General features: G+C 68.1%; 18 protein-coding genes and 2 riboswitches. Of the genes, 8 read left to right on the top strand and 10 right to left on the bottom strand.

Going from position 1 to position 17,147, the window contains the following annotated elements:
- Window positions 1–6: 6 nt before the first annotated feature.
- The 5 genes from AB7E83_RS24310 to gcvT form a co-directional block, all read right to left on the bottom strand.
- Complete coding sequence (locus AB7E83_RS24310) at window positions 7–402, bottom strand: response regulator transcription factor (protein ID WP_428573419.1); 396 nt, start codon at window positions 400–402, stop codon at window positions 7–9.
- 42 nt (window positions 403–444) lie between these two features.
- Window positions 445–1,191 (bottom strand): sulfite exporter TauE/SafE family protein, encoded by a 747-nt coding sequence (locus AB7E83_RS24305; RefSeq protein WP_428573418.1) that lies wholly within the window; start codon window positions 1,189–1,191, stop codon window positions 445–447.
- 61 nt (window positions 1,192–1,252) lie between these two features.
- Window positions 1,253–4,147, bottom strand: a complete 2,895-nt coding sequence (gene gcvP, locus AB7E83_RS24300; protein WP_428573417.1) for an aminomethyl-transferring glycine dehydrogenase — start codon at window positions 4,145–4,147, stop codon at window positions 1,253–1,255.
- Window positions 4,148–4,166: 19 nt separating this feature from the next.
- Window positions 4,167–4,544 (bottom strand): glycine cleavage system protein GcvH, encoded by a 378-nt coding sequence (gcvH, locus tag AB7E83_RS24295; protein ID WP_428573416.1) that lies wholly within the window; start codon window positions 4,542–4,544, stop codon window positions 4,167–4,169.
- Window positions 4,545–4,565: 21 nt separating this feature from the next.
- Window positions 4,566–5,732 (bottom strand): glycine cleavage system aminomethyltransferase GcvT, encoded by a 1,167-nt coding sequence (gcvT, locus tag AB7E83_RS24290; protein WP_428573415.1) that lies wholly within the window; start codon window positions 5,730–5,732, stop codon window positions 4,566–4,568.
- Between the two features lie 30 nt (window positions 5,733–5,762).
- Window positions 5,763–5,866: riboswitch (glycine riboswitch) on the bottom strand.
- 13 nt (window positions 5,867–5,879) lie between these two features.
- Window positions 5,880–5,969: riboswitch (glycine riboswitch) on the bottom strand.
- 114 nt (window positions 5,970–6,083) lie between these two features.
- On the opposite strand from gcvT, the gene AB7E83_RS24285 reads away from it, so the two are divergent.
- A complete protein-coding gene (locus AB7E83_RS24285; RefSeq protein WP_428573414.1) occupies window positions 6,084–7,325 on the top strand; it encodes an ATP-binding protein in 1,242 nt (413 codons plus the stop codon).
- A 148-nt stretch (window positions 7,326–7,473) separates the two neighbouring features.
- On the opposite strand, the gene AB7E83_RS24280 is transcribed toward AB7E83_RS24285, so the two are convergent.
- A complete protein-coding gene (locus AB7E83_RS24280) occupies window positions 7,474–9,150 on the bottom strand; it encodes an electron transfer flavoprotein-ubiquinone oxidoreductase (protein ID WP_428573413.1) in 1,677 nt (558 codons plus the stop codon).
- Between the two features lie 94 nt (window positions 9,151–9,244).
- Here AB7E83_RS24280 and AB7E83_RS24275 point away from each other — a divergent pair, with 94 nt between their 5' ends.
- Complete coding sequence (locus AB7E83_RS24275) at window positions 9,245–10,027, top strand: SDR family oxidoreductase (protein WP_428573412.1); 783 nt, start codon at window positions 9,245–9,247, stop codon at window positions 10,025–10,027.
- 18 nt (window positions 10,028–10,045) lie between these two features.
- Entirely contained in the window at window positions 10,046–10,465 is a 420-nt protein-coding gene (locus AB7E83_RS24270; RefSeq protein WP_428573411.1) for an acyl-CoA thioesterase, read from the top strand.
- 19 nt (window positions 10,466–10,484) lie between these two features.
- Here the strand turns inward: AB7E83_RS24270 and AB7E83_RS24265 are convergent, their stop codons facing one another.
- Window positions 10,485–11,069 (bottom strand): peroxidase-related enzyme, encoded by a 585-nt coding sequence (locus AB7E83_RS24265; protein WP_428573410.1) that lies wholly within the window; start codon window positions 11,067–11,069, stop codon window positions 10,485–10,487.
- 44 nt (window positions 11,070–11,113) lie between these two features.
- On the opposite strand from AB7E83_RS24265, the gene AB7E83_RS24260 reads away from it, so the two are divergent.
- Window positions 11,114–11,509, top strand: coding sequence for a carboxymuconolactone decarboxylase family protein (locus AB7E83_RS24260; RefSeq protein ID WP_428573409.1), 396 nt, complete (start codon window positions 11,114–11,116; stop codon window positions 11,507–11,509).
- A gap of 6 nt (window positions 11,510–11,515) precedes the next feature.
- On the opposite strand, the gene AB7E83_RS24255 is transcribed toward AB7E83_RS24260, so the two are convergent.
- Together AB7E83_RS24255 and AB7E83_RS24250 are read right to left on the bottom strand one after the other, a co-directional pair.
- A complete protein-coding gene (locus tag AB7E83_RS24255) occupies window positions 11,516–12,397 on the bottom strand; it encodes a hypothetical protein (protein WP_428573407.1) in 882 nt (293 codons plus the stop codon).
- Between the two features lie 100 nt (window positions 12,398–12,497).
- Window positions 12,498–13,043: a LuxR C-terminal-related transcriptional regulator gene (locus tag AB7E83_RS24250; protein ID WP_428573406.1), complete on the bottom strand. Its 546-nt coding sequence runs from the start codon at window positions 13,041–13,043 to the stop codon at window positions 12,498–12,500.
- Between the two features lie 98 nt (window positions 13,044–13,141).
- On the opposite strand from AB7E83_RS24250, the gene AB7E83_RS24245 reads away from it, so the two are divergent.
- From AB7E83_RS24245 to AB7E83_RS24230, 4 genes are all read left to right on the top strand, one after another.
- Window positions 13,142–13,840, top strand: coding sequence for a CoA transferase subunit A (locus tag AB7E83_RS24245; protein WP_428573405.1), 699 nt, complete (start codon window positions 13,142–13,144; stop codon window positions 13,838–13,840).
- Between the two features lie 10 nt (window positions 13,841–13,850).
- Window positions 13,851–14,489 carry a 3-oxoacid CoA-transferase subunit B gene (locus AB7E83_RS24240; protein ID WP_428573404.1) on the top strand — a complete coding sequence of 213 codons (639 nt, stop codon included), beginning with the start codon at window positions 13,851–13,853 and terminating at the stop codon, window positions 14,487–14,489.
- A 27-nt stretch (window positions 14,490–14,516) separates the two neighbouring features.
- Complete coding sequence (locus AB7E83_RS24235; RefSeq protein ID WP_428573403.1) at window positions 14,517–15,893, top strand: CoA transferase; 1,377 nt, start codon at window positions 14,517–14,519, stop codon at window positions 15,891–15,893.
- A 160-nt stretch (window positions 15,894–16,053) separates the two neighbouring features.
- The gene (locus tag AB7E83_RS24230) at window positions 16,054–16,620 is read left to right on the top strand and encodes a hypothetical protein (protein WP_428573402.1); all 567 of its coding nucleotides are present in this window, start codon (window positions 16,054–16,056) and stop codon (window positions 16,618–16,620) included.
- A 3-nt stretch (window positions 16,621–16,623) separates the two neighbouring features.
- Here AB7E83_RS24230 and AB7E83_RS24225 read toward each other — a convergent pair.
- Window positions 16,624–17,147: DNA-3-methyladenine glycosylase (locus AB7E83_RS24225; RefSeq protein ID WP_428573401.1), on the bottom strand; the 524-nt coding region annotated here is incomplete at its 5' end.

The raw sequence follows: 17,147 nt of genomic DNA, 5'->3' as shown, positions 1-17,147 counted from the left end.
CATCCTTCACGCCCCCGGGGCCTGCGCCCGGGCGAGCGCGATGCAATAGTCGATGAGCGCCTCGGTCTCCATCGCCTTGTCGAACACGCCGTCGCAGCCGAGCGCGAGGCACTGCTTGCGCACGTCGGGGCTCGCGGAGCCGGTCAGCACGACCATCTTGCGGTTCGGCGGTCGGTCCTTCAGCGCGCGCAGCACGCCGAATCCGCTGCCGCCGCCCGGCACCAGCACGAGGTCGACGATGGCGAGATCCCAGCGGTTGGCGGGCTCGGTGAGCCACGCGACCGCGCCCTGCTCGGTCGTGGCGGTCCCGCTGGTGTCGATGCCCGCGAGGTCGGCCAGGGCGTCCACGAGCCCCTGACGGATCGACGGGTTGTCTTCTACGACGAATGCCTTGAGCGCCAAGCAACATCTCCTGCTGCGGGCGATTGTGCCCGGAAACCCGCGCTACCGCGCCAGCAGCACCGGCAACGCGGAGCCGAGCATCATCAGCCCGGCGAGCGTCAGCAGCCCCAGCACGACCTTGCGGAAAGCGAGTTCGCCGATGCCGATGTACATGCGCCGGCCCGCCAGCGAGGGAAGGACGATCGCCGGCACCACGAGGGCGAAGAGGGGCAGCATGTCGCGCGTGACGATGCCCGTGCCGACGTAGCAGGCGAAGGTGACGGCAAGCGCGGCGAGGTTGAAGTTCTGGATGATGGAGCGCTGCTCGTCCTTGTCGTAGCCGCGCAGCGCGCACCACAGCGTGGGCACGACGCCGGTGGAGCCACCGAGCCCGCCCATCACGCCGCCGAGCGCGCCGGCCACGCCGTCGGCGAACTTGCCGCCCGCCGTGATGCGGCGCAGGTTCGGCGCGAAGAACATGAGCGGACACACCACGACGAGGATCGTGCCGAGCACGGCCTTGTACATCGGCACGTCGAGGCGCGGCAGCAGCCACAGGCCCAGCGGCAGGCCGGCGAGGGCACCGAGCAGGAAGGGCATGACGGCGCGCCAGCCGAAGCCGCGGCGCGTGCTGATCATCGTGAACACCTGGCCGGCGAGCGCGCCGAAGACGCCCAGCGTGGCGGTCAGCCGCGGCTCCAGGACCCAGGCCCAGATCGAAATGGCGGTCATCGCGAAGCCGAAGCCCGACAGGCCCTGGACGAAGGCCGCGATGGCGGCGCCGGCGAGGATGACGAGCAGGTGGTCCATCAACGCCCCGTCATTCCCGCGGAGGCGGCAATCCAGGGCTTGCAGGCGCCGCGCCGCGCCTTCACTCGTACGCCGACATCGGCACGCACGCGCAGAACAGGTTGCGGTCCCCGTACACGTTGTCCACCCGGCCCACGGGCGGCCAGTACTTCGCATGCCGCCGCTCGTCGAGCACCGCCGCGCCGACGCCGCGTTCGTACGCATGCGTCCACTCGCCCTTCAGCAGCGAGGCCGCGGTGTGCGGCGCATGCTTCAGCGGGTTGTCGTCCTGCGGCCACTCGCCGCGCTCGATGCGGCGGATCTCCTCGCGGATCGCGATCATCGCGTCGACGAAGCGGTCGATCTCCTCCAGCGTCTCGCTCTCGGTCGGCTCCACCATCAGCGTGCCGGGCACCGGGAAGCTCAGCGTCGGCGCATGGAAGCCGTAGTCGACGAGCCGCTTGGCCACGTCTTCGGCGGTGACCCCGCTCGACTCCTTCAGCGGCCGAAGATCGAGGATGCACTCGTGCGCGACGTGGCCGTTTTCGCTCGCGTAGAGCGTCGGGTAGTGGTCGCGCAGCCGCGCGCTGATGTAGTTGGCGCTGAGGATCGCGACCTCGGTCGCCTGGCGCAGGCCCTCGGCGCCCATCATGCGGCAGTACATCCAGCTGATCGGAAGCACGGCCGCATTGCCCAGCGGCGCGGCGGACACGGCGCCCACCGGATGCCCGGCGATGCCGCCGGCTTCATGGCCGGGCAGGAAGGGCACGAGGTCCGCGACCACGCATACCGGTCCCACGCCCGGTCCGCCGCCGCCGTGCGGGATGCAGAAGGTCTTGTGCAGGTTGAGGTGGCTCACGTCGCCGCCGAACTCGCCCGGCGCGGCCACGCCCACCAGCGCGTTCATGTTCGCGCCGTCGACGTACACGCGGCCGCCATGCGAATGCACGAGTTCGCACAGTTCCTTCACCTGCATCTCGAACACGCCGTGCGTGCTCGGGTAGGTGATCATGATGCAGGCGAGGTTGGCGCCATGCTGCTCGCACTTGCGCTTCAGGTCCGCCATGTCGACGTTGCCGTTCGCATCGCACGCCGTCACGACGACCTGCATGCCCGCCATCTGCGCGCTCGCCGGGTTGGTGCCGTGGGCCGACGACGGAATCAGGCACACGTTGCGGTGCGCCTCGCCCCGGCTCTCGTGCCATGCCCTGATCGCGAGCAGGCCGGCGTATTCGCCTTGCGAGCCGGCATTCGGCTGCAGGCTGATGCCGGCGTAGCCGGTCGCCTCGCACAGCCAGGCACGCAGGCCGGCGTCGAGTTCCGCATAGCCCTGCAGCTGTTCGCGCGGCGCGAACGGATGCACGTTGGCGAACTCGGGCCAGGTGATCGGGATCATCTCGCTCGTGGCGTTGAGCTTCATCGTGCAGCTGCCCAGCGGGATCATCGTGCGGTCGAGCGCGAGGTCCTTGTCCGACAGGCCGCGGATGTAGCGCAGCATGCCCGTCTCGCTGTGATGCGTGTTGAAGACGGGATGCGACAGGAACGCGCTCGTGCGGCGCAGCTCGGCGGGGATCAGCGGCTCGATGCCTTTTTCGAACGCGGCGAAGGTGGGCAGCTTCTGCCCCGGCTTCGCGAAGATCTTCCACACGAGCTCCACGTCGTCGCGCGTGGTCGTCTCGTCGAACGAGATGCAGATGTACTCGTCCCACGCGCGGCGCAGGTTGGCGCGCAGCGCGTGCCCGCGCGCGACGAGCTCCGCCGTCGCCTCGCCGGTGTGCAGCGAGATCGTGTCGAACGCGCTGTCGTGATGGGTACGCTTCCAGCCGAGTTCGGCCAGCCCGCGCGACAGGATGGCCGTGTACGAGGCCACGCGCTGCGCGATGCGCGTGAGACCCTGCGGCCCGTGATAGACCGCGTACATGCTCGCGACGACGGCGGGCAGCACCTGCGCCGTGCAGATGTTCGACGTCGCCTTCTCGCGGCGGATGTGCTGCTCGCGCGTCTGCAGCGCGAGGCGATAGGCCGGATTGCCGTGGCTGTCGACGCTCACGCCGACCAGCCGTCCCGGCATCGAACGCTTGAACTCGTCGCGGCAGGCGAGGAAGGCCGCATGCGGCCCCCCGCATCCCATGGGCATGCCGAAGCGCTGCGTCGAGCCGACCACGATGTCTGCGTCCCATTCGCCCGGCGGCACGAGCAGCGTGAGCGCGAGCAGGTCGGTCGCGAAGATCGCGGCCGCGCCGTGCGAATGCAGCTTCTTCACGTCGCCGCTCCAGTCGTACACCCAGCCGCTGCTGGCCGGATACTGGATCAGCGCGGCAAAGGGCTGCAGCGCCATCGCGGCCTCCCACTCGGGCGCGGAATTCGCGACCACGACCTCGATCCCCAGCGGCTTCGCGCGCGTGCGCACGACCTCGATGGTCTGCGGATGGCAGTCGCCGCCGATCACGAAGGTCTCGCTCTTGCTCTTCACGCTGCGCTTCGCGAGCGTCATCGCCTCGGCGGCGGCCGTCGCCTCGTCGAGCATCGACGCATTGGCGATGGGCATGCCGGTGAGGTCGCACACCATCGTCTGGAAGTTCACCAGCGCTTCCATGCGCCCCTGGCTGATCTCGGCCTGGTAGGGCGTGTACGCGGTGTACCAGGCGGGGTTCTCGAGGATGTTGCGCAGGATCACGCCCGGCGTGAGCGTGCCGTAGTAGCCCTGGCCGATGAAACTCTTGAAGACCTGGTTCTTGTTCGCGATGGCGCGCAGCTCGGCCAGCGCCGCGGCCTCGGTGGCCGGGGGCGGCAGCTTCATCGCGCTCGCACGGGCAATCGAACGCGGCACGATGCCGTCGATCAGCGCGCGGCGTGACGCCTCGCCGATCGCGGACAGCATGTGCCGCTCGCCCTCGGCGTCGATGCCGATGTGGCGGGGAAGGAACTCGGTCGGGTTTTCCAGCTCGTCGAGCGGCCGGGCGGATTGCATCAGCATGCGGATCGGGCCTTGGGGATCAGGAATTCTCTTTGACGAATTTCGCGTAGTCGGGCTCGTCCATCAGCACGTCGAACTCCGCCATGTCCTTGATGAGCAGCTTGAAGAACCAGCCGTTGCCCATCGGGTCCTTGTTGGCGATGGCGGGCTCGCCGCGCAGCGCCTCGTTCACCTCGGTCACTTCGCCGGTCACCGGCATGTAGATGTCGGCCGCGGCCTTCACCGACTCGACCACGCCGGCCTGCTCGCCCTTCTGGTAGGTGCGCCCCACTTCGGGCAGCTCCACGAACACGATGTCGCCCAGCGCGTCCTGCGCATGCAGCGTGATGCCGACCAGCGCGTATTCATGGTCTTCGAGCTGGATCCACTCGTGCTCGGCCGTGTATTTCATGGTCATCGGTTTCTCCTTGGGGGGCGTTCAGCCCCGGTGGTAACGGTGGGGGACGAAGGGCATGGCGGTTACTTCCATGGGCACGGGCTTGCCGCGCACGATGGCGTCGATCCGCGTGCCGGGGCTCGCGAGCTCGGGACGCACGTAGGCCATGGCGATGGGCTGGCCGAAGGTGGGGGCGAGCAGGCCGCTCGTCACCTCGCCCGCGCGCTCGCCCTGCGCATCGCGCAGTTCGGTGTGCTCGCGCACGGGCACGCGCTCGAGCGCGACGAGGCCGACGCGCTTGCGCGCAAGCGGCTGTGCGCCGCTCAACTGCGCCAGCACCTTGTGCGCGCCGGGAAAGCCGTCCGCGCGCGCGCCGCCCGTGCGCCGCACTTTCTGGATCGCCCAGTTCAGCGCGGCCTCGACGGGCGTGGTCGTCGTGTCGATGTCGTTGCCGTAGAGGCACAGCCCGGCTTCGAGCCGCAGCGAGTTGCGTGCGCCGAGTCCGATGGGCTTGACCTCCGGTTGCGCGAGCAGGGCACGCGCGAACGCATCCGCGGCGTCCCGATGGATCGAGATCTCGAAGCCGTCCTCGCCGGTGTAGCCGCTGCGCGTGGCGAAGAGTTCGTGGCCTTCCCAGTCGAAGCGCTCGCCCGTCATGAACACGAGCTTCTCCACCCCCGGCACGAGGCGGGACAGCGCATCGACCGCCTTGGGCCCCTGCAGTGCGAGCAGGGCACGCTCGGGCATCGTCGTCACCTCGCAGCGCGAGCCGATCTTCCGCCGGATGTGCGCGATGTCGCCGTCCTTGCACGCGCCGTTGACGACGACGAAGAGGTCGTCGCCGCGGTTGGCGAACATCAGGTCGTCGATGATCGTGCCCTCGTCGGTCAGCAGCAGGCCGTAGCGCTGTTTGCCCGGCGCGAGGTCGATCACGTCCACGGGCATCAGCGTTTCGAAGGCGGCGGCCGCGTCCGGGCCGGCCAGCCGAAGCTGGCCCATGTGCGAGACGTCGAACAGTCCCGCGGCGCTGCGCGTGTGATGGTGCTCGGCCATGAGGCCGTCGGGGTACTGCACCGGCATGGAATAGCCGGCGAAGGGGACCATGCGCGCGCCGAGCTCGCGGTGCAGCGCATGGAGGGGCGTTTCAAGAAGCTCTTGCTGGCTCGTCGACAAGCGGCTCTCCAAAGAGGGAAAGGGGCTACGGGCCATGGTAATGCAGCTATGCCGCGCCATGGGGTTCGGGCCCCTGCTGTCCGCTTTACCTGAGAGATTCACCCGCGACGGGTTTGCTCCTTCGGTGGGCGCTGCTCAACCGCGCAGCGCCTCTCTCCAGCAAGGTGACGCGCCGACGATGCGGCGCGCTTGTCAGTCCTGGGTGCCTGAGCGTTGTTGCGCCTTCGGCGGCTTCGCTGACCACGTTGCGAAGCTCTCTCCTGACGGGCGGGATTGTAACCGGGTGCGCCGAACGTCGGTCACGCTTCGAATGGAAGGCTGTAGACTTTCAATCAGCGGACCATGGACTTTCAATCAGCGAGCGCTTGACTTACAATCAGCCGGACCATGGACGACCCCGGAAACTACCCCAGGCTTGCCGCCCAGCCGCTCGCCACCGCGCTGGCGGATACGCCCGTGGTCCTCCTGCACGGCCCGCGCCAGAGCGGAAAGACGTCGCTCGCGCAGGCGATCGCGCAGCCGCTGGGCTACGGCTATCTCACCTTCGACGATGACAACCTCGCCACGGCCGCGAGGACCGATCCCGTGGGTTTCGTTGCGGACCTGCCCGGCAGGATGGTGCTGGACGAGATTCAGCGGGTTCCCGAGCTCTTCACTTCCCTCAAGGCGGCCGTCGACAAAGATCGCTCGCCCGGCCGATTTCTGCTTACCGGCTCGTCCAACGTCTTGCTGCAGCCCGCCTTGGCGGACTCCTTGGCCGGGCGAATGGAATCCGTCAGACTGCATCCCCTGGCCCAGTGCGAGCTTCAGCGCAGACCGGGGCGCTTCCTCGAGCGACTGACATCGGGCGAGCTGGCGACACAGCGGCATGAGCGGGCGGGTGGAGATCTCCTGCGGCGAATCGTGGCCGGCGGCTATCCGGCAGCCTTGGTCCGTAGCGGCCGGCGCCGCCGCGAGTGGTATCGCGCTTATGTGCAGGCGCTGATCCAGAGAGACGTTCGCGACCTCGCCCGCATCGCCGCACTGGACGTGCTCCCGCGCCTCATGGAGCTGGCCGCGGGACGAACGGCCCAACTCTCCAACGTCAGCGAACTGGCGGGTCCGTTTCAGCTCAGCAGGCCCACGATCCGGGAATACCTCATGCTCCTCGAGCGTCTGTTCCTCATCGAGACGCTGCCGCCCTGGAACCTGCGCAGGCTGGAGCGGCTCGTGAAGACGCCCAAGGTTCACGTGGGCGACACGGGCCTCGCCTGCGCGCTGCTGCGGATCGAGGAAAGCAACCTGGCCGCGAACCGCGAGGTGCTGGGACCGCTGCTGGAGACCTTCGTGTTCCAGGAGTTGCGCCGCCAGTCGGAGGCAATGGCGGGGGACGTGGCCTTCCACCACTTCAGGGATCGTGACGGCCATGAGGTGGATATCGTGATCGAGCAGGGCGCGCGCGCGGTGATCGGTGTCGAAGTCAAGGCGGGCAGCACGGTGCGCGAAGTGGACTTCCGGGGCCTCGCGAAGCTTCGCGACATCGCAGGCGACGGATTCCGCCGAGGCGTGGTCCTCTACGACGGAGAACTCATCCTGCGCTTCGGACCGGACATGTTCGCCGTCCCGATCGCGGCGCTGTGGGGCGAGTGAGGGGAGGTTCGGAAGAGAGTCGGAACCTCGTGCTTCAGACACTCTGTCGCATCCGCCTCGAGCGTCTGGAAGTTCGCTTCGGTCAACTCCCGTAACGGAACGCGGGCCAGTGGCTGTCCGCAAGTTCCGCCACGAGCCTGCCGACGCCCTACATGTTCGTGTAGTTCGGCCCGCCGCCGCCCTCCGGCGTCACCCACACGATGTTCTGCGTCGGATCCTTGATGTCGCAGGTCTTGCAGTGCACGCAGTTCTGCGCGTTGATCTGCAGCCGCTCGCCGCCGCCTTCGGCGGGCACGAACTCATACACGCCGGCCGGGCAGTAGCGGCTCTCGGGGCCGGCGTACTTCGCCAGGTTCACCTGCACCGGCACGGCAGGATCCTTCAGCGTCAGGTGCGCGGGCTGGTCCTCGCCGTGGTTGGTGTTCGAGATGAACACCGACGAGAGCCGGTCGAAGGTGAGCTTGCCGTCGGGCTTGGCGTACGCGATCGGCTTGCACTCGGCCGCGGGCTTCAGGTAGGTGTGGTCGGGCCGGTCGCGGTGCAGCGTCCACGGCGCGCGGCCGCCCAGCAGCTTGTGCTCGATGCCGTTCATGAGCGTGGCCGTCCATAGGCCCTTCTTGAACCACGCCTTGAAGTTGCGCGAGCGGTTGAGCTCGTCGTGCAGCCACGAACTCTCGAATGCCGCCGGGTAAGCCGTCAGTTCGTCGTGCGAACGGCCCGCCACCACGGCGTCGTACGCCGCCTCGGCCGCGAGCATGCCGGTCTTCAGGGCCGCATGGCTGCCCTTGATGCGCGCCGCGTTCAGGTAGCCTGCGTCGTCGCCGACCATTGCGCCGCCGGGGAACACCTGCTTGGGCAGCGACAGCAGCCCGCCGGCCGTGATCGCGCGCGCGCCGTAGCTCACGCGCTTGCCGCCCTCGAGGTACCAGCGGATGTTCTTGTGCGTCTTCCAGCGCTGCAGTTCCTCGAACGGGCTGAGGTACGGGTTCGAATAATCGAGGCCCACCACGTAGCCGAGCGAGACCTGGTTGTTCTCCATGTGATAGAGGAACGCGCCGCCGTACGTGTCGTCCGGCAGCGGCCAGCCGGCCGTGTGAACCACGAGGCCCGGCTCGTGCTTCTTCGGGTCGATCTCCCACAATTCCTTGATGCCGATGCCGTAGGTCTGCGGATCGCGCCCTTCGTCGAGTTTGTACTTCGCGATGAGCTGCCGGCCGAGATGCCCGCGGCAGCCTTCGGCGAACACCGTGTACTTCGCGTGCAGCTCCATCCCGAGCTGGAAGCTCTCGGTCGGCTCGCCGTCCTTGCCGACGCCCATGTTGCCGGTGGCCACGCCCTTCACCGCGCCGTTCTCGTCGTAGAGGATTTCCGCGGCGGGGAAGCCGGGGAAGATCTCGACGCCCAGTTCCTCGGCCTGCTGCGCCAGCCAGCGCACGACGTTGCCCAGGCTCACGATGTAGTTGCCATGGTTCTGGAAGATCGAAGGCAGCGCGAAGTTCGGCACGCGCATCGCGTTGTCGTTGCCGAACAGGAACACCATCGCGTCGTCGGTCACGGGCTGGTTGAGCGGCGCGCCCTTCTCCTTCCAGTCGGGAATGAGTTCGCCCAGCGCCTTCGGGTCCATCACGGCGCCCGAGAGGACGTGCGCGCCGGGTTCGGAACCTTTTTCAAGCACGACGACGGAGACGTCCTGCCCCTTCTCGGCGCTCAGCTGCTTCAGGCGGATCGCGGTGGCCAGGCCGGCCGGGCCGCCGCCGACCACGACCACGTCGTATTCCATTGCTTCGCGCGGTCCATACTGCGCCAGGATTTCTTCTTGGGTCATGGTGTCGGGGTCTCGCACATAATGATTCGAAATGCCGCAGGGATTCTACCGAGCGACCCGGCGGCCGCATTCGCAATTTCGAAAGGTTGCCTTCGTGAGTTACACCATCGATCTCTCCGGGCGCGTCGCATTCATCACCGGCGCATCGAGCGGCCTGGGCGCGCAGTTCTCGCGAGTGCTGGCCCGCGCGGGCGCGGCCGTGGTGCTGACCGGCCGCCGCGTCGAGAAACTGAAGACCCTGCGCGCGCAGATCGAGGGCGAGGGCGGCGACGCGCACGTGCTCGAACTCGACGTGACCGACGTCGACAGCATCAAGTCCGCTGTGGCCCACGCCGAAACCGAGGTCGGCTCCATCGACATCCTGGTGAACAACGCGGGCGTGAGCACCACGCAGCGCATGCAGGAGGTAACCGAGGAGGACTACGACTTCGTGTTCGCCACCAACACCAAGGGCATGTTCTTCGTGGCGCAGGAGGTGGGCAAGCGCATGATCGCGCGCTCGCGGGGCGCGGCGCCGGGCACGTTCACGGGCGGGCGCATCATCAACGTCGCGTCGATGGCGGGCCTGCGCGCGCTGCCGCAGATCGGCGTGTATTCGATGAGCAAGGCCGCGGTGATCCACATGACGCGCGCCCTCGCCATCGAGTGGGGCCGCTTCGGCATCAACGTCAACGCGCTGTGCCCCGGCTACATCGACACCGAGATCAACCACCACCACTGGTCGACCGAGCAGGGCCGCAAGCTCGTCGGCATGCTGCCGCGCAAGCGCCTGGGCAAGCCAGAGGACCTCGACGCGCTGATCGTGCTGCTCGCCTCCGACCAAAGTCACTTCGTCAACGGCGCGGTCGTCGCGGCCGACGACGGTTTCAGCCTTTAAACCTTTCCTTCCCGATCGATGAAGTTCGTCCTGCCCGAAGAGAAGAAGCTCGTCCACGAAATGACGTTCCCCATCCGCTGGGGCGACATGGACGCCATGGGCCACGTGAACAATGCGGCCTATTTCCGCTACCTGGAGGTGATCCGCATCGCGTGGTTCGACGCCTGCGGGTTCGCGCCCAATCCGCTCGGCGAGGGGCCGGTGATCATCAACGCGTTCTGCACCTTCCACAAGCAGTTCCAGTACCCCGGCGACGTGCTGGCGAAGATGTACGTGAGCGACCCCGGCCGCAGCTCGTTCGAGACCTGGGGCACGCTGGAGCGCGCCGACGACCCGGGCGTGGTCTACGCCAGCGGCGGCGCGACGACGGTGTGGGTGGACTTTCCGGCGCAGAAGTCCAAGGCGCTGCCGGAGTGGTTCCGCGCGCAGCTGGGGTAAGCGGCTCGGTGCGCGGGGGTTACTTCGTTTTCTCGCGCGGCACGCGACCCAGCAGATAGAACTCCGGGTTCGGCGCCATGTTGCTGAAGCTCGCCATGCGGTTCGACAGGCCGAAGAACGCCGTGATCGCGGCGATGTCCCAGATGTCCTCGTCGTCGAAGCCGTGCGCATGCAGCGCCTCGAAGTCGGCGTCGGCGATCTCGTGGGAGCGCAGGCATACCTTCATCGCGAAGTCGAGCATCGCGCGCTGGCGCGGCGTGATGTCCGCCTTGCGGTAGTTCACCGCGACCTGGTCCGCCACCAGCGGCTTCTTCTCGTAGATGCGCAGCAGCGCGCCGTGCGCCACCACGCAGTAGAGGCACTGGTTCGCCGCGCTCGTCGTCGTGACGATCATCTCGCGGTCGCCCTTGGTGAGCGAACCCTCCTCCTTCTCCATCAGTGCGTCGTGGTAAGCGAAGAAGGCGCGCCATTCCGCGGGGCGGCGGGCCAGCGCGAGGAACACGTTGGGCACGAAGCCCGCCTTTTCCTGCACCTCGAGGATGCGAAGGCGGATGTCCTCGGGCAGGTCGGCCAGGTCGGGCAGGGGGTAGCGGGCGGCGGTCATGGCGCGAAGGGTAGCATCGTGCGCATCGAAAGAGGAGTCCTTCCATGCCCCCGATCCCCCCCGATCTGCTGAGCGACGATCCGGCCACGCAGGCCGGCCTCGCCACCCGCCGCGCCGTGCTCGGCGATGCCTACGTCGATGCCGCGCTGGGCCGGTCCACGGCCTTCACCGCGCCGCTTCAGGAAGCGGTGACGAAGCACGCGTGGGGCAACACCTGGCAGCGTGGGGGCATCGACCTGAAGACCCGCAGCATCGTCACCGTATCGATGCTCGTGGCGCTGGGCAGGACGCACGAACTCAAGGTGCATGTGCGCGGCGCGCTGAACAACGGCGTGACGCCCGAGGAGCTGCAGGAGATCTTCCTGCACGCCTCGGTGTACTGCGGGTTTGCGGCGGCGCTCGATGCGTTTCGCGTCGGCTCGGAAGTGATCGACGCCTGACAGCCTTCAGAACTCCTGCAGCAACTGCGCGCGCCGCTGCTGATACCAGCGCTGCAGGCATTCGCGGTCGGTGCAGCGCGCCTGCCGCGAATCGGCGTACTCGGTGCGGCGGCGGAAGCCCTCGGGGTCGCGCGTGAGCGCGCTCGCCTGCGCCTGCAGGCGGCGAATGTCGCTGTCGATCTGCGACAGCTCCTCGTCGCTCGCGACGCGCTCGCGCGCCGCGCCCATCGAGCCGGTGTCGGGCGGGGTCGACGCCATGAGCGACGCCGGGTCGTTCAGCGACGCGAGCTTGCGCGCCGCCATGCGCGTCTTCGACGCCTGCCGGCCGAGCACGTGCTCGTACGACTGCTCGCTCGCGGCGAAAAGCACTTGCGCGCGCCGCAGGAACTCGCTGCGCGATTCGCCCGCACGGTCCGTGGCGCCGAGCGCCGCGTAGTGCTCGGCAAGCTTCATCTGGATGTCGGCCAGCGGCGTCGATGGCGCGGGTGTGGCTTCCCCCGCCAGCTGGCATGCGGTGATCAATGCAATCTCGGCATCGCGCAGGCGACCGTCCGCGGCGGCCTCGCGCGCCACCGTCACATAGGCGGTAGGCTCCGGCGCGCTCCCGTGGGCCAGGCCGGTGCGCAGGGTGAACTGGCCGTCGCGGCTGCCATTCGCCTGGGCCACGGGATCGAGGTCGCAACCGGTCGGATGCTTCGCCGTGATCACCTGGGCCGCCGGCAAGGCCGACGAATCGGACGGCGCGCTCGCGGGCTTCGGCGCGGCGATCTGCGACGCCTGTGTCGGCGGCGGCGGCTTCTGCACGGCGCGCTGCACGCCCCACAGCACGAGCAGGCCTGCCGCCAGCGCCGCGGCGAAGATCAGTCCCTTGCGAAACCTCGCGTTCATGGGCTCACCTTACGCCACTGTCGCGCGGAATGTGCGCGTGGCTCACAGAAAGTCACAAATGTGTACAGCACGGCAGAGCCACCCGCCCGGGGACAAGAAACTAGACGCCGGCCATCAGCTTGTGGACGAGATCGGCCGTGGTGTTCGCGCGGTACTTGCGCATGAGCCGCGCGCGATAGATTTCCACGGTGCGGTGAGAGATGTTGAGGGTCTTGCCGATTTCCTTGGAGGTCAGGCCGTCGAGCAAGCGCGCCGCCACTTCGCGCTCGCGCGCCGTGAGTTCCGCCTTCACCGGCCGCTGCGAGCTGAGGTCCTCGAACGACCAGATGCCCGCCTCGTGCGGGTCTTCGCGATTGAGCGAGCGGCCGGTGACGTGGCACCAGAACACCTCGCCGCTCGCGCGCTTCATGATGCGGTCGTCGGCGTAATGCCCCTTGGCGTTGAGGATCGGCGCCATGCGTGCGCCGAGGCGCTCGTATTCGTCGACGCTGGGGTAGAGCACCATGAACGACTGGCCGATGAGGTTCTCGCGCGACCAGCCGAACATCTCGCACAGCTGCCGGTTGCAGTCCACGATGTTGCGATTGCGCGAGACGCACAGGCCCACCGGGGCGAGGTCGAATGCGAGCCTGTAGTCGACGTCCATCGGGGTAAGCTTCTACGAATTACTACCTAAACCCATAGGTAGTATCGTAGCGGCTCGCTGCGCGCGTGCGCGTACGGGTTTCTAGCAGGAGATGAACGGTGAACAAGATCTTCCCCAACGCGGCTGCCGCCCTCGACGGCGTGGTGCGCAGCGGCCAGCTGATGGCCGTCGGCGGCTTCGGGCTCTGCGGTATTCCCGAGGCCCTGATCGAGGCGTTGCGCGCAAGCGGCGCGAAGGACCTCACGGTCATTTCCAACAATGCGGGGGTCGATGGCTTCGGCCTCGGCAAGCTGCTGGAGACGCGGCAGATCAAGAAGATGATTTCGTCCTACGTCGGCGAGAACAAGGAGTTCGAGCGGCAGTACCTCGCGAAGGAGCTCGAACTCGAGTTCACGCCGCAAGGCACGCTCGCCGAGAAGCTGCGCGCGGGCGGCGCGGGCATTCCCGCGTTTTTCACCAAGACCGGCGTCGGGACGATGGTCGCCGAGGGCAAGGAGATTCGTGAATTCGACGGCGAGCAGTACGTGATGGAGCGTTCGCTCGTCCCCGATGTTTCGCTGGTGAAGGCCGACGTCGCCGACACGAGCGGCAACCTTCGCTTCCGCCTGACGGCGCGCAACTTCAACCCCGCCGTCGCGATGGCCGGCAAGGTCTGCATCGTCGAGGTGGAGAAGATCGTGGAAGTGGGCGAGCTCGCGCCCGACGACATCCACCTGCCGGGGATCTACGTGAACCGGCTCGTGCTCAACGCCACCCCCGAGAAGCGCATCGAGAAGCGCACGACTCGTCCCGCCTGAGGAGAACGACATGCCCTGGACCCAAGACCAGATGGCCGCGCGCGCGGCGCAGGAACTCGAGGACGGCTTCTACGTGAACCTCGGCATCGGCATCCCCACGCTCGTGGCCAACTACACCGGCGACAAGGAAGTGTGGCTGCAGTCCGAGAACGGCATGCTGGGCATCGGCGCTTTCCCCCGCGAGGACGAGGTCGACGCCGACCTCATCAACGCCGGCAAGCAGACCGTCACCACCATCAAGGGCTCGTCCATCTTCGGCAGCCACGACAGCTTCGCGATGATCCGCGGCGGCAAGATCAACCTCTCGATCCTCGGCGCGATGCAGGTGAGCGAGAAGGGCGACCTCGCCAACTGGATGATTCCCGGCAAGATGGTCAAGGGCATGGGCGGCGCGATGGACCTCGTGGCGGGCGTGCCGCGCGTCATCGTGCTGATGGAGCACGTCGCGAAGAAGAAGGACGGCACCGAGGACCTGAAGATCCTGCCCCAATGCACCCTGCCGCTCACGGGCGTGGGCGTGGTGGACCGACTGATCACCGATCTCGGCGTGTTCGACGTGACCGACAAGGGCCTGAAGGTCGTCGAGCTCGCGCCGGACACGAGCTTCGAGCAGGTGCAGTCCAAGACCGGCGTGACGCTCATCGCCTGAAGGGCGTTCGCACCGCTCTCGCATAAGATGACCGGCGCCCGCGCGCTCGAAGGCCTGTGGCGGCTCGCCGGGCTGCCGGGCGATGCGCTGCGCGAATGCAGCTTGACGGGAGCCGACCCGGTCTTTCCGTCTTCGTTCGCGGTCGCCACCGCGGCGCAGTCGACGATCGCCGCCGCGGCACTCGCGGCGTGCGAGGTCGGCCACGTGCGCGGCGTGCCGCGTCAAGGCGTCTCGGTCGACATCGAGCATGCGTCGGTCGAGTGCCTGGCCTGGTTCAGCATCGACGGCCGCGTGCCCGATCCGTGGGACGCCTTCTCCGGCCTCTATCGCGCCAGCGACAGCTGGGTGCGCATCCATGCGAATTTCGCGCACCACCGCGAAGGCGCGCTGAAACTGCTGGGCCTGGACCCGGTCCGGGCCTCGCGCGAAGACGCCGAGCGCGCGATGCTGTCGTGGCACGCCCTCGACTTCGAGGCCGCGGCCGCGCAGCGGGGCCTGGTGGCGAGCGCCTTGCGCACCTTCGACGAATGGGATGCGTCGCCGCAGGGAACAGCCATCGCGGGCCAGCCGCCGATGACGATGGAGCGCGTGCGCGATGCGCCCGTGCTGGACCTGCCGCCGCTCGACGCATCGCAGCGTCCGCTCGAAGGCCTGCGCGTCCTCGATCTCACGCGCATCCTGGCCGGCCCCGTGGGCGGGCGTGCGCTGGCGGCGTACGGCGCCGACGTGATGATGGTCACGTCGCCGAACCTGCCCAACATCGAAGCCGTGGCCGACACGAGCCGCGGCAAGCGCTCCGCGCACGTCGACCTGCGCACCGAGGCCGGCCGCGCTTCGATGGACCACCTGGTGAAGGACGCGCATGTGTTCGTGCAGGGCTATCGGCCGGGCGGCCTGCGCGATCTGGGTTTCGGTTTCGAAGACGTCGCGCAGCGGCGCCCGGGCATCGTGTACGTCTCGCTCTCCGCCTACGGCCCGCAAGGCCCGTGGTCGCAACGACGCGGTTTCGACTCCCTCGTGCAGACCGCGATGGGTTTCAACCATGCCGAAGGCCTTGCACAGGGCGACGGCAAGCCGCGGCCGATGCCCATGCAGATCCTGGACCAGGCCACGGGCTACCTCATCGCTTTCGGCGCGGCCGCTGCGCTGGCGCGCCAGCAGCGCGAAGGCGGCAGCTGGCATGTGCGCGTGTCGCTCGCGCAGACGGCGCAATGGCTGCGCGGGCTTGGCCGCGTCGAGGGTGGACTCACGGCGAAGCGGCCCGCGATCGACCCCTATGTCGAGGTCACCGCCAGCGGATTCGGCGCCCTCGGCGCGATCCGGCACAGCGCGAAGCTCGCGCGCACGCCGGCAAGTTGGACACGTCCATCCGTTCCGCCCGGACACTCCCCGCCACACTGGTAACTTCTCGCTACAGCGTAGGGAATGCGGCTGACATCGTCTGCTCGCCCCAGCCTGCGCCAGGGCGGTAGACGCGCCTGCGCGACCGTTGCGGATCGTTCTTCATCATCCCGGTATCGAATCACCAAAGGCCGGCCCCAGCGTCCGGCGAAAGGTCAGGGACATGAAATCGAAGATCGCTCTGCTGTGCATCCTCGGGGCGGCCAGCGTCAATGCATTGGCCTGCTACACCGTGTACGACCGCTCGAACAACGTCGTCTACAACGCGCAGACGCCGCCCGTGGACATGCGCCTGCACGTGGGCGACACGGTGCCGCGCGCCTTCCCCGGCGGCCACATGGTCTTCGATGCCGCGGCCACCAACTGTCCGGCCGTGCAGTCGGCGAACCTGGCCGAATCCGCGCCTCGCCGCCAGGCCGGTGCTTCCGCATCGCCGTTGCTGACCGATCGCGCCGTGGTGGCGGCGCTGCAGGTGCCCCACAGGACCCTGGGCAACGTGGCGGTGGTTCCAGCGAGCATCGCGAAGGACGTCCAGTTCTCGACGATGAGCGTGGTGGCGTCGGATACGCGCTCGTCGGCGCCTGCGCCCGCGTTCGCATCGGCCCGGCCGATGTTGTCGACACAGGTGATGGGCGCGGGTCCGGCTTATGCCCCCATGCCGACCGTCGATTCGCCTGCTTCGCCACCCGCGAAGATCAGCTATCACGGCAAGACGATCATTCAGCGTTGAGCGTCAAGCGCGAGCCTGAAACCGTCGGCTCAGGAACCTCGATCCGCTCAGCCCGAACCGCCACGGAACATCCGCGGCCTTGCTGATGCCGATGCGCGGTCCTTCGAGGATGTTCTCGTCGCCCGTCGCCGCAAGTACTTTGAACGGCGCACGATCGAGTCGGTGGCCGTTGAACGCATGCACGATCCCCAGCGCCTGCCCGACACGCCCCGGTCCGGCGCAGAGCAGGCGCACATCGTCGAGGCCGCGCCGTTCGCGCATCGTGGGAATGCCCTGAAGCGGTTCCACCGCGCGGATCAGCACCCCCGCGCCGTGCCCGTCTTCGCGGCACACGAAATTCAGGCACCAGTGAATGCCATAGGACCGATAGACATAGGCGCGACCGGGCGGGCCGAACATCGCGCGGTTGCGTTCGGTCGGCCCCGTGTAGCGGTGCGACGCCGGGTCTTCCCGGTCGTAAGCCTCGGTCTCGACGAGGCGCCCGCCCACGCCGTCCACCAGCAGCACGGCGCCGATCAGCATGCGCG

This window comes from Ramlibacter sp. (genome assembly GCF_050250995.1).
Classification (GTDB): Bacteria; Pseudomonadota; Gammaproteobacteria; order Burkholderiales; family Burkholderiaceae_C; genus Ramlibacter.
Note: the sequence above shows the minus strand (reverse complement) of the source record. Positions and strands in the feature narration are given on the sequence as shown.

What these genes read in the sequence shown, in the direction of transcription:
- AB7E83_RS24250 (WP_428573406.1), bottom strand. Translation starts at nt 13,043, where the DNA reads ATGGACGTCGACTACAGGCTCGCATTCGACCTCGCCCCGGTGGGCCTG.
- gcvT (WP_428573415.1), bottom strand. Translation starts at nt 5,732, where the DNA reads ATGGCCCGTAGCCCCTTTCCCTCTTTGGAGAGCCGCTTGTCGACGAGC.
- gcvH (WP_428573416.1), bottom strand. Translation starts at nt 4,544, where the DNA reads ATGACCATGAAATACACGGCCGAGCACGAGTGGATCCAGCTCGAAGAC.
- AB7E83_RS24285 (WP_428573414.1), top strand. Translation starts at nt 6,084, where the DNA reads ATGGACGACCCCGGAAACTACCCCAGGCTTGCCGCCCAGCCGCTCGCC.
- AB7E83_RS24240 (WP_428573404.1), top strand. Translation starts at nt 13,851, where the DNA reads ATGCCCTGGACCCAAGACCAGATGGCCGCGCGCGCGGCGCAGGAACTC.
- AB7E83_RS24235 (WP_428573403.1), top strand. Translation starts at nt 14,517, where the DNA reads ATGACCGGCGCCCGCGCGCTCGAAGGCCTGTGGCGGCTCGCCGGGCTG.
- AB7E83_RS24255 (WP_428573407.1), bottom strand. Translation starts at nt 12,397, where the DNA reads ATGAACGCGAGGTTTCGCAAGGGACTGATCTTCGCCGCGGCGCTGGCG.
- AB7E83_RS24265 (WP_428573410.1), bottom strand. Translation starts at nt 11,069, where the DNA reads ATGACCGCCGCCCGCTACCCCCTGCCCGACCTGGCCGACCTGCCCGAG.
- AB7E83_RS24280 (WP_428573413.1), bottom strand. Translation starts at nt 9,150, where the DNA reads ATGACCCAAGAAGAAATCCTGGCGCAGTATGGACCGCGCGAAGCAATG.
- gcvP (WP_428573417.1), bottom strand. Translation starts at nt 4,147, where the DNA reads ATGCTGATGCAATCCGCCCGGCCGCTCGACGAGCTGGAAAACCCGACC.
- AB7E83_RS24270 (WP_428573411.1), top strand. Translation starts at nt 10,046, where the DNA reads ATGAAGTTCGTCCTGCCCGAAGAGAAGAAGCTCGTCCACGAAATGACG.
- AB7E83_RS24230 (WP_428573402.1), top strand. Translation starts at nt 16,054, where the DNA reads ATGAAATCGAAGATCGCTCTGCTGTGCATCCTCGGGGCGGCCAGCGTC.
- AB7E83_RS24260 (WP_428573409.1), top strand. Translation starts at nt 11,114, where the DNA reads ATGCCCCCGATCCCCCCCGATCTGCTGAGCGACGATCCGGCCACGCAG.
- AB7E83_RS24305 (WP_428573418.1), bottom strand. Translation starts at nt 1,191, where the DNA reads ATGGACCACCTGCTCGTCATCCTCGCCGGCGCCGCCATCGCGGCCTTC.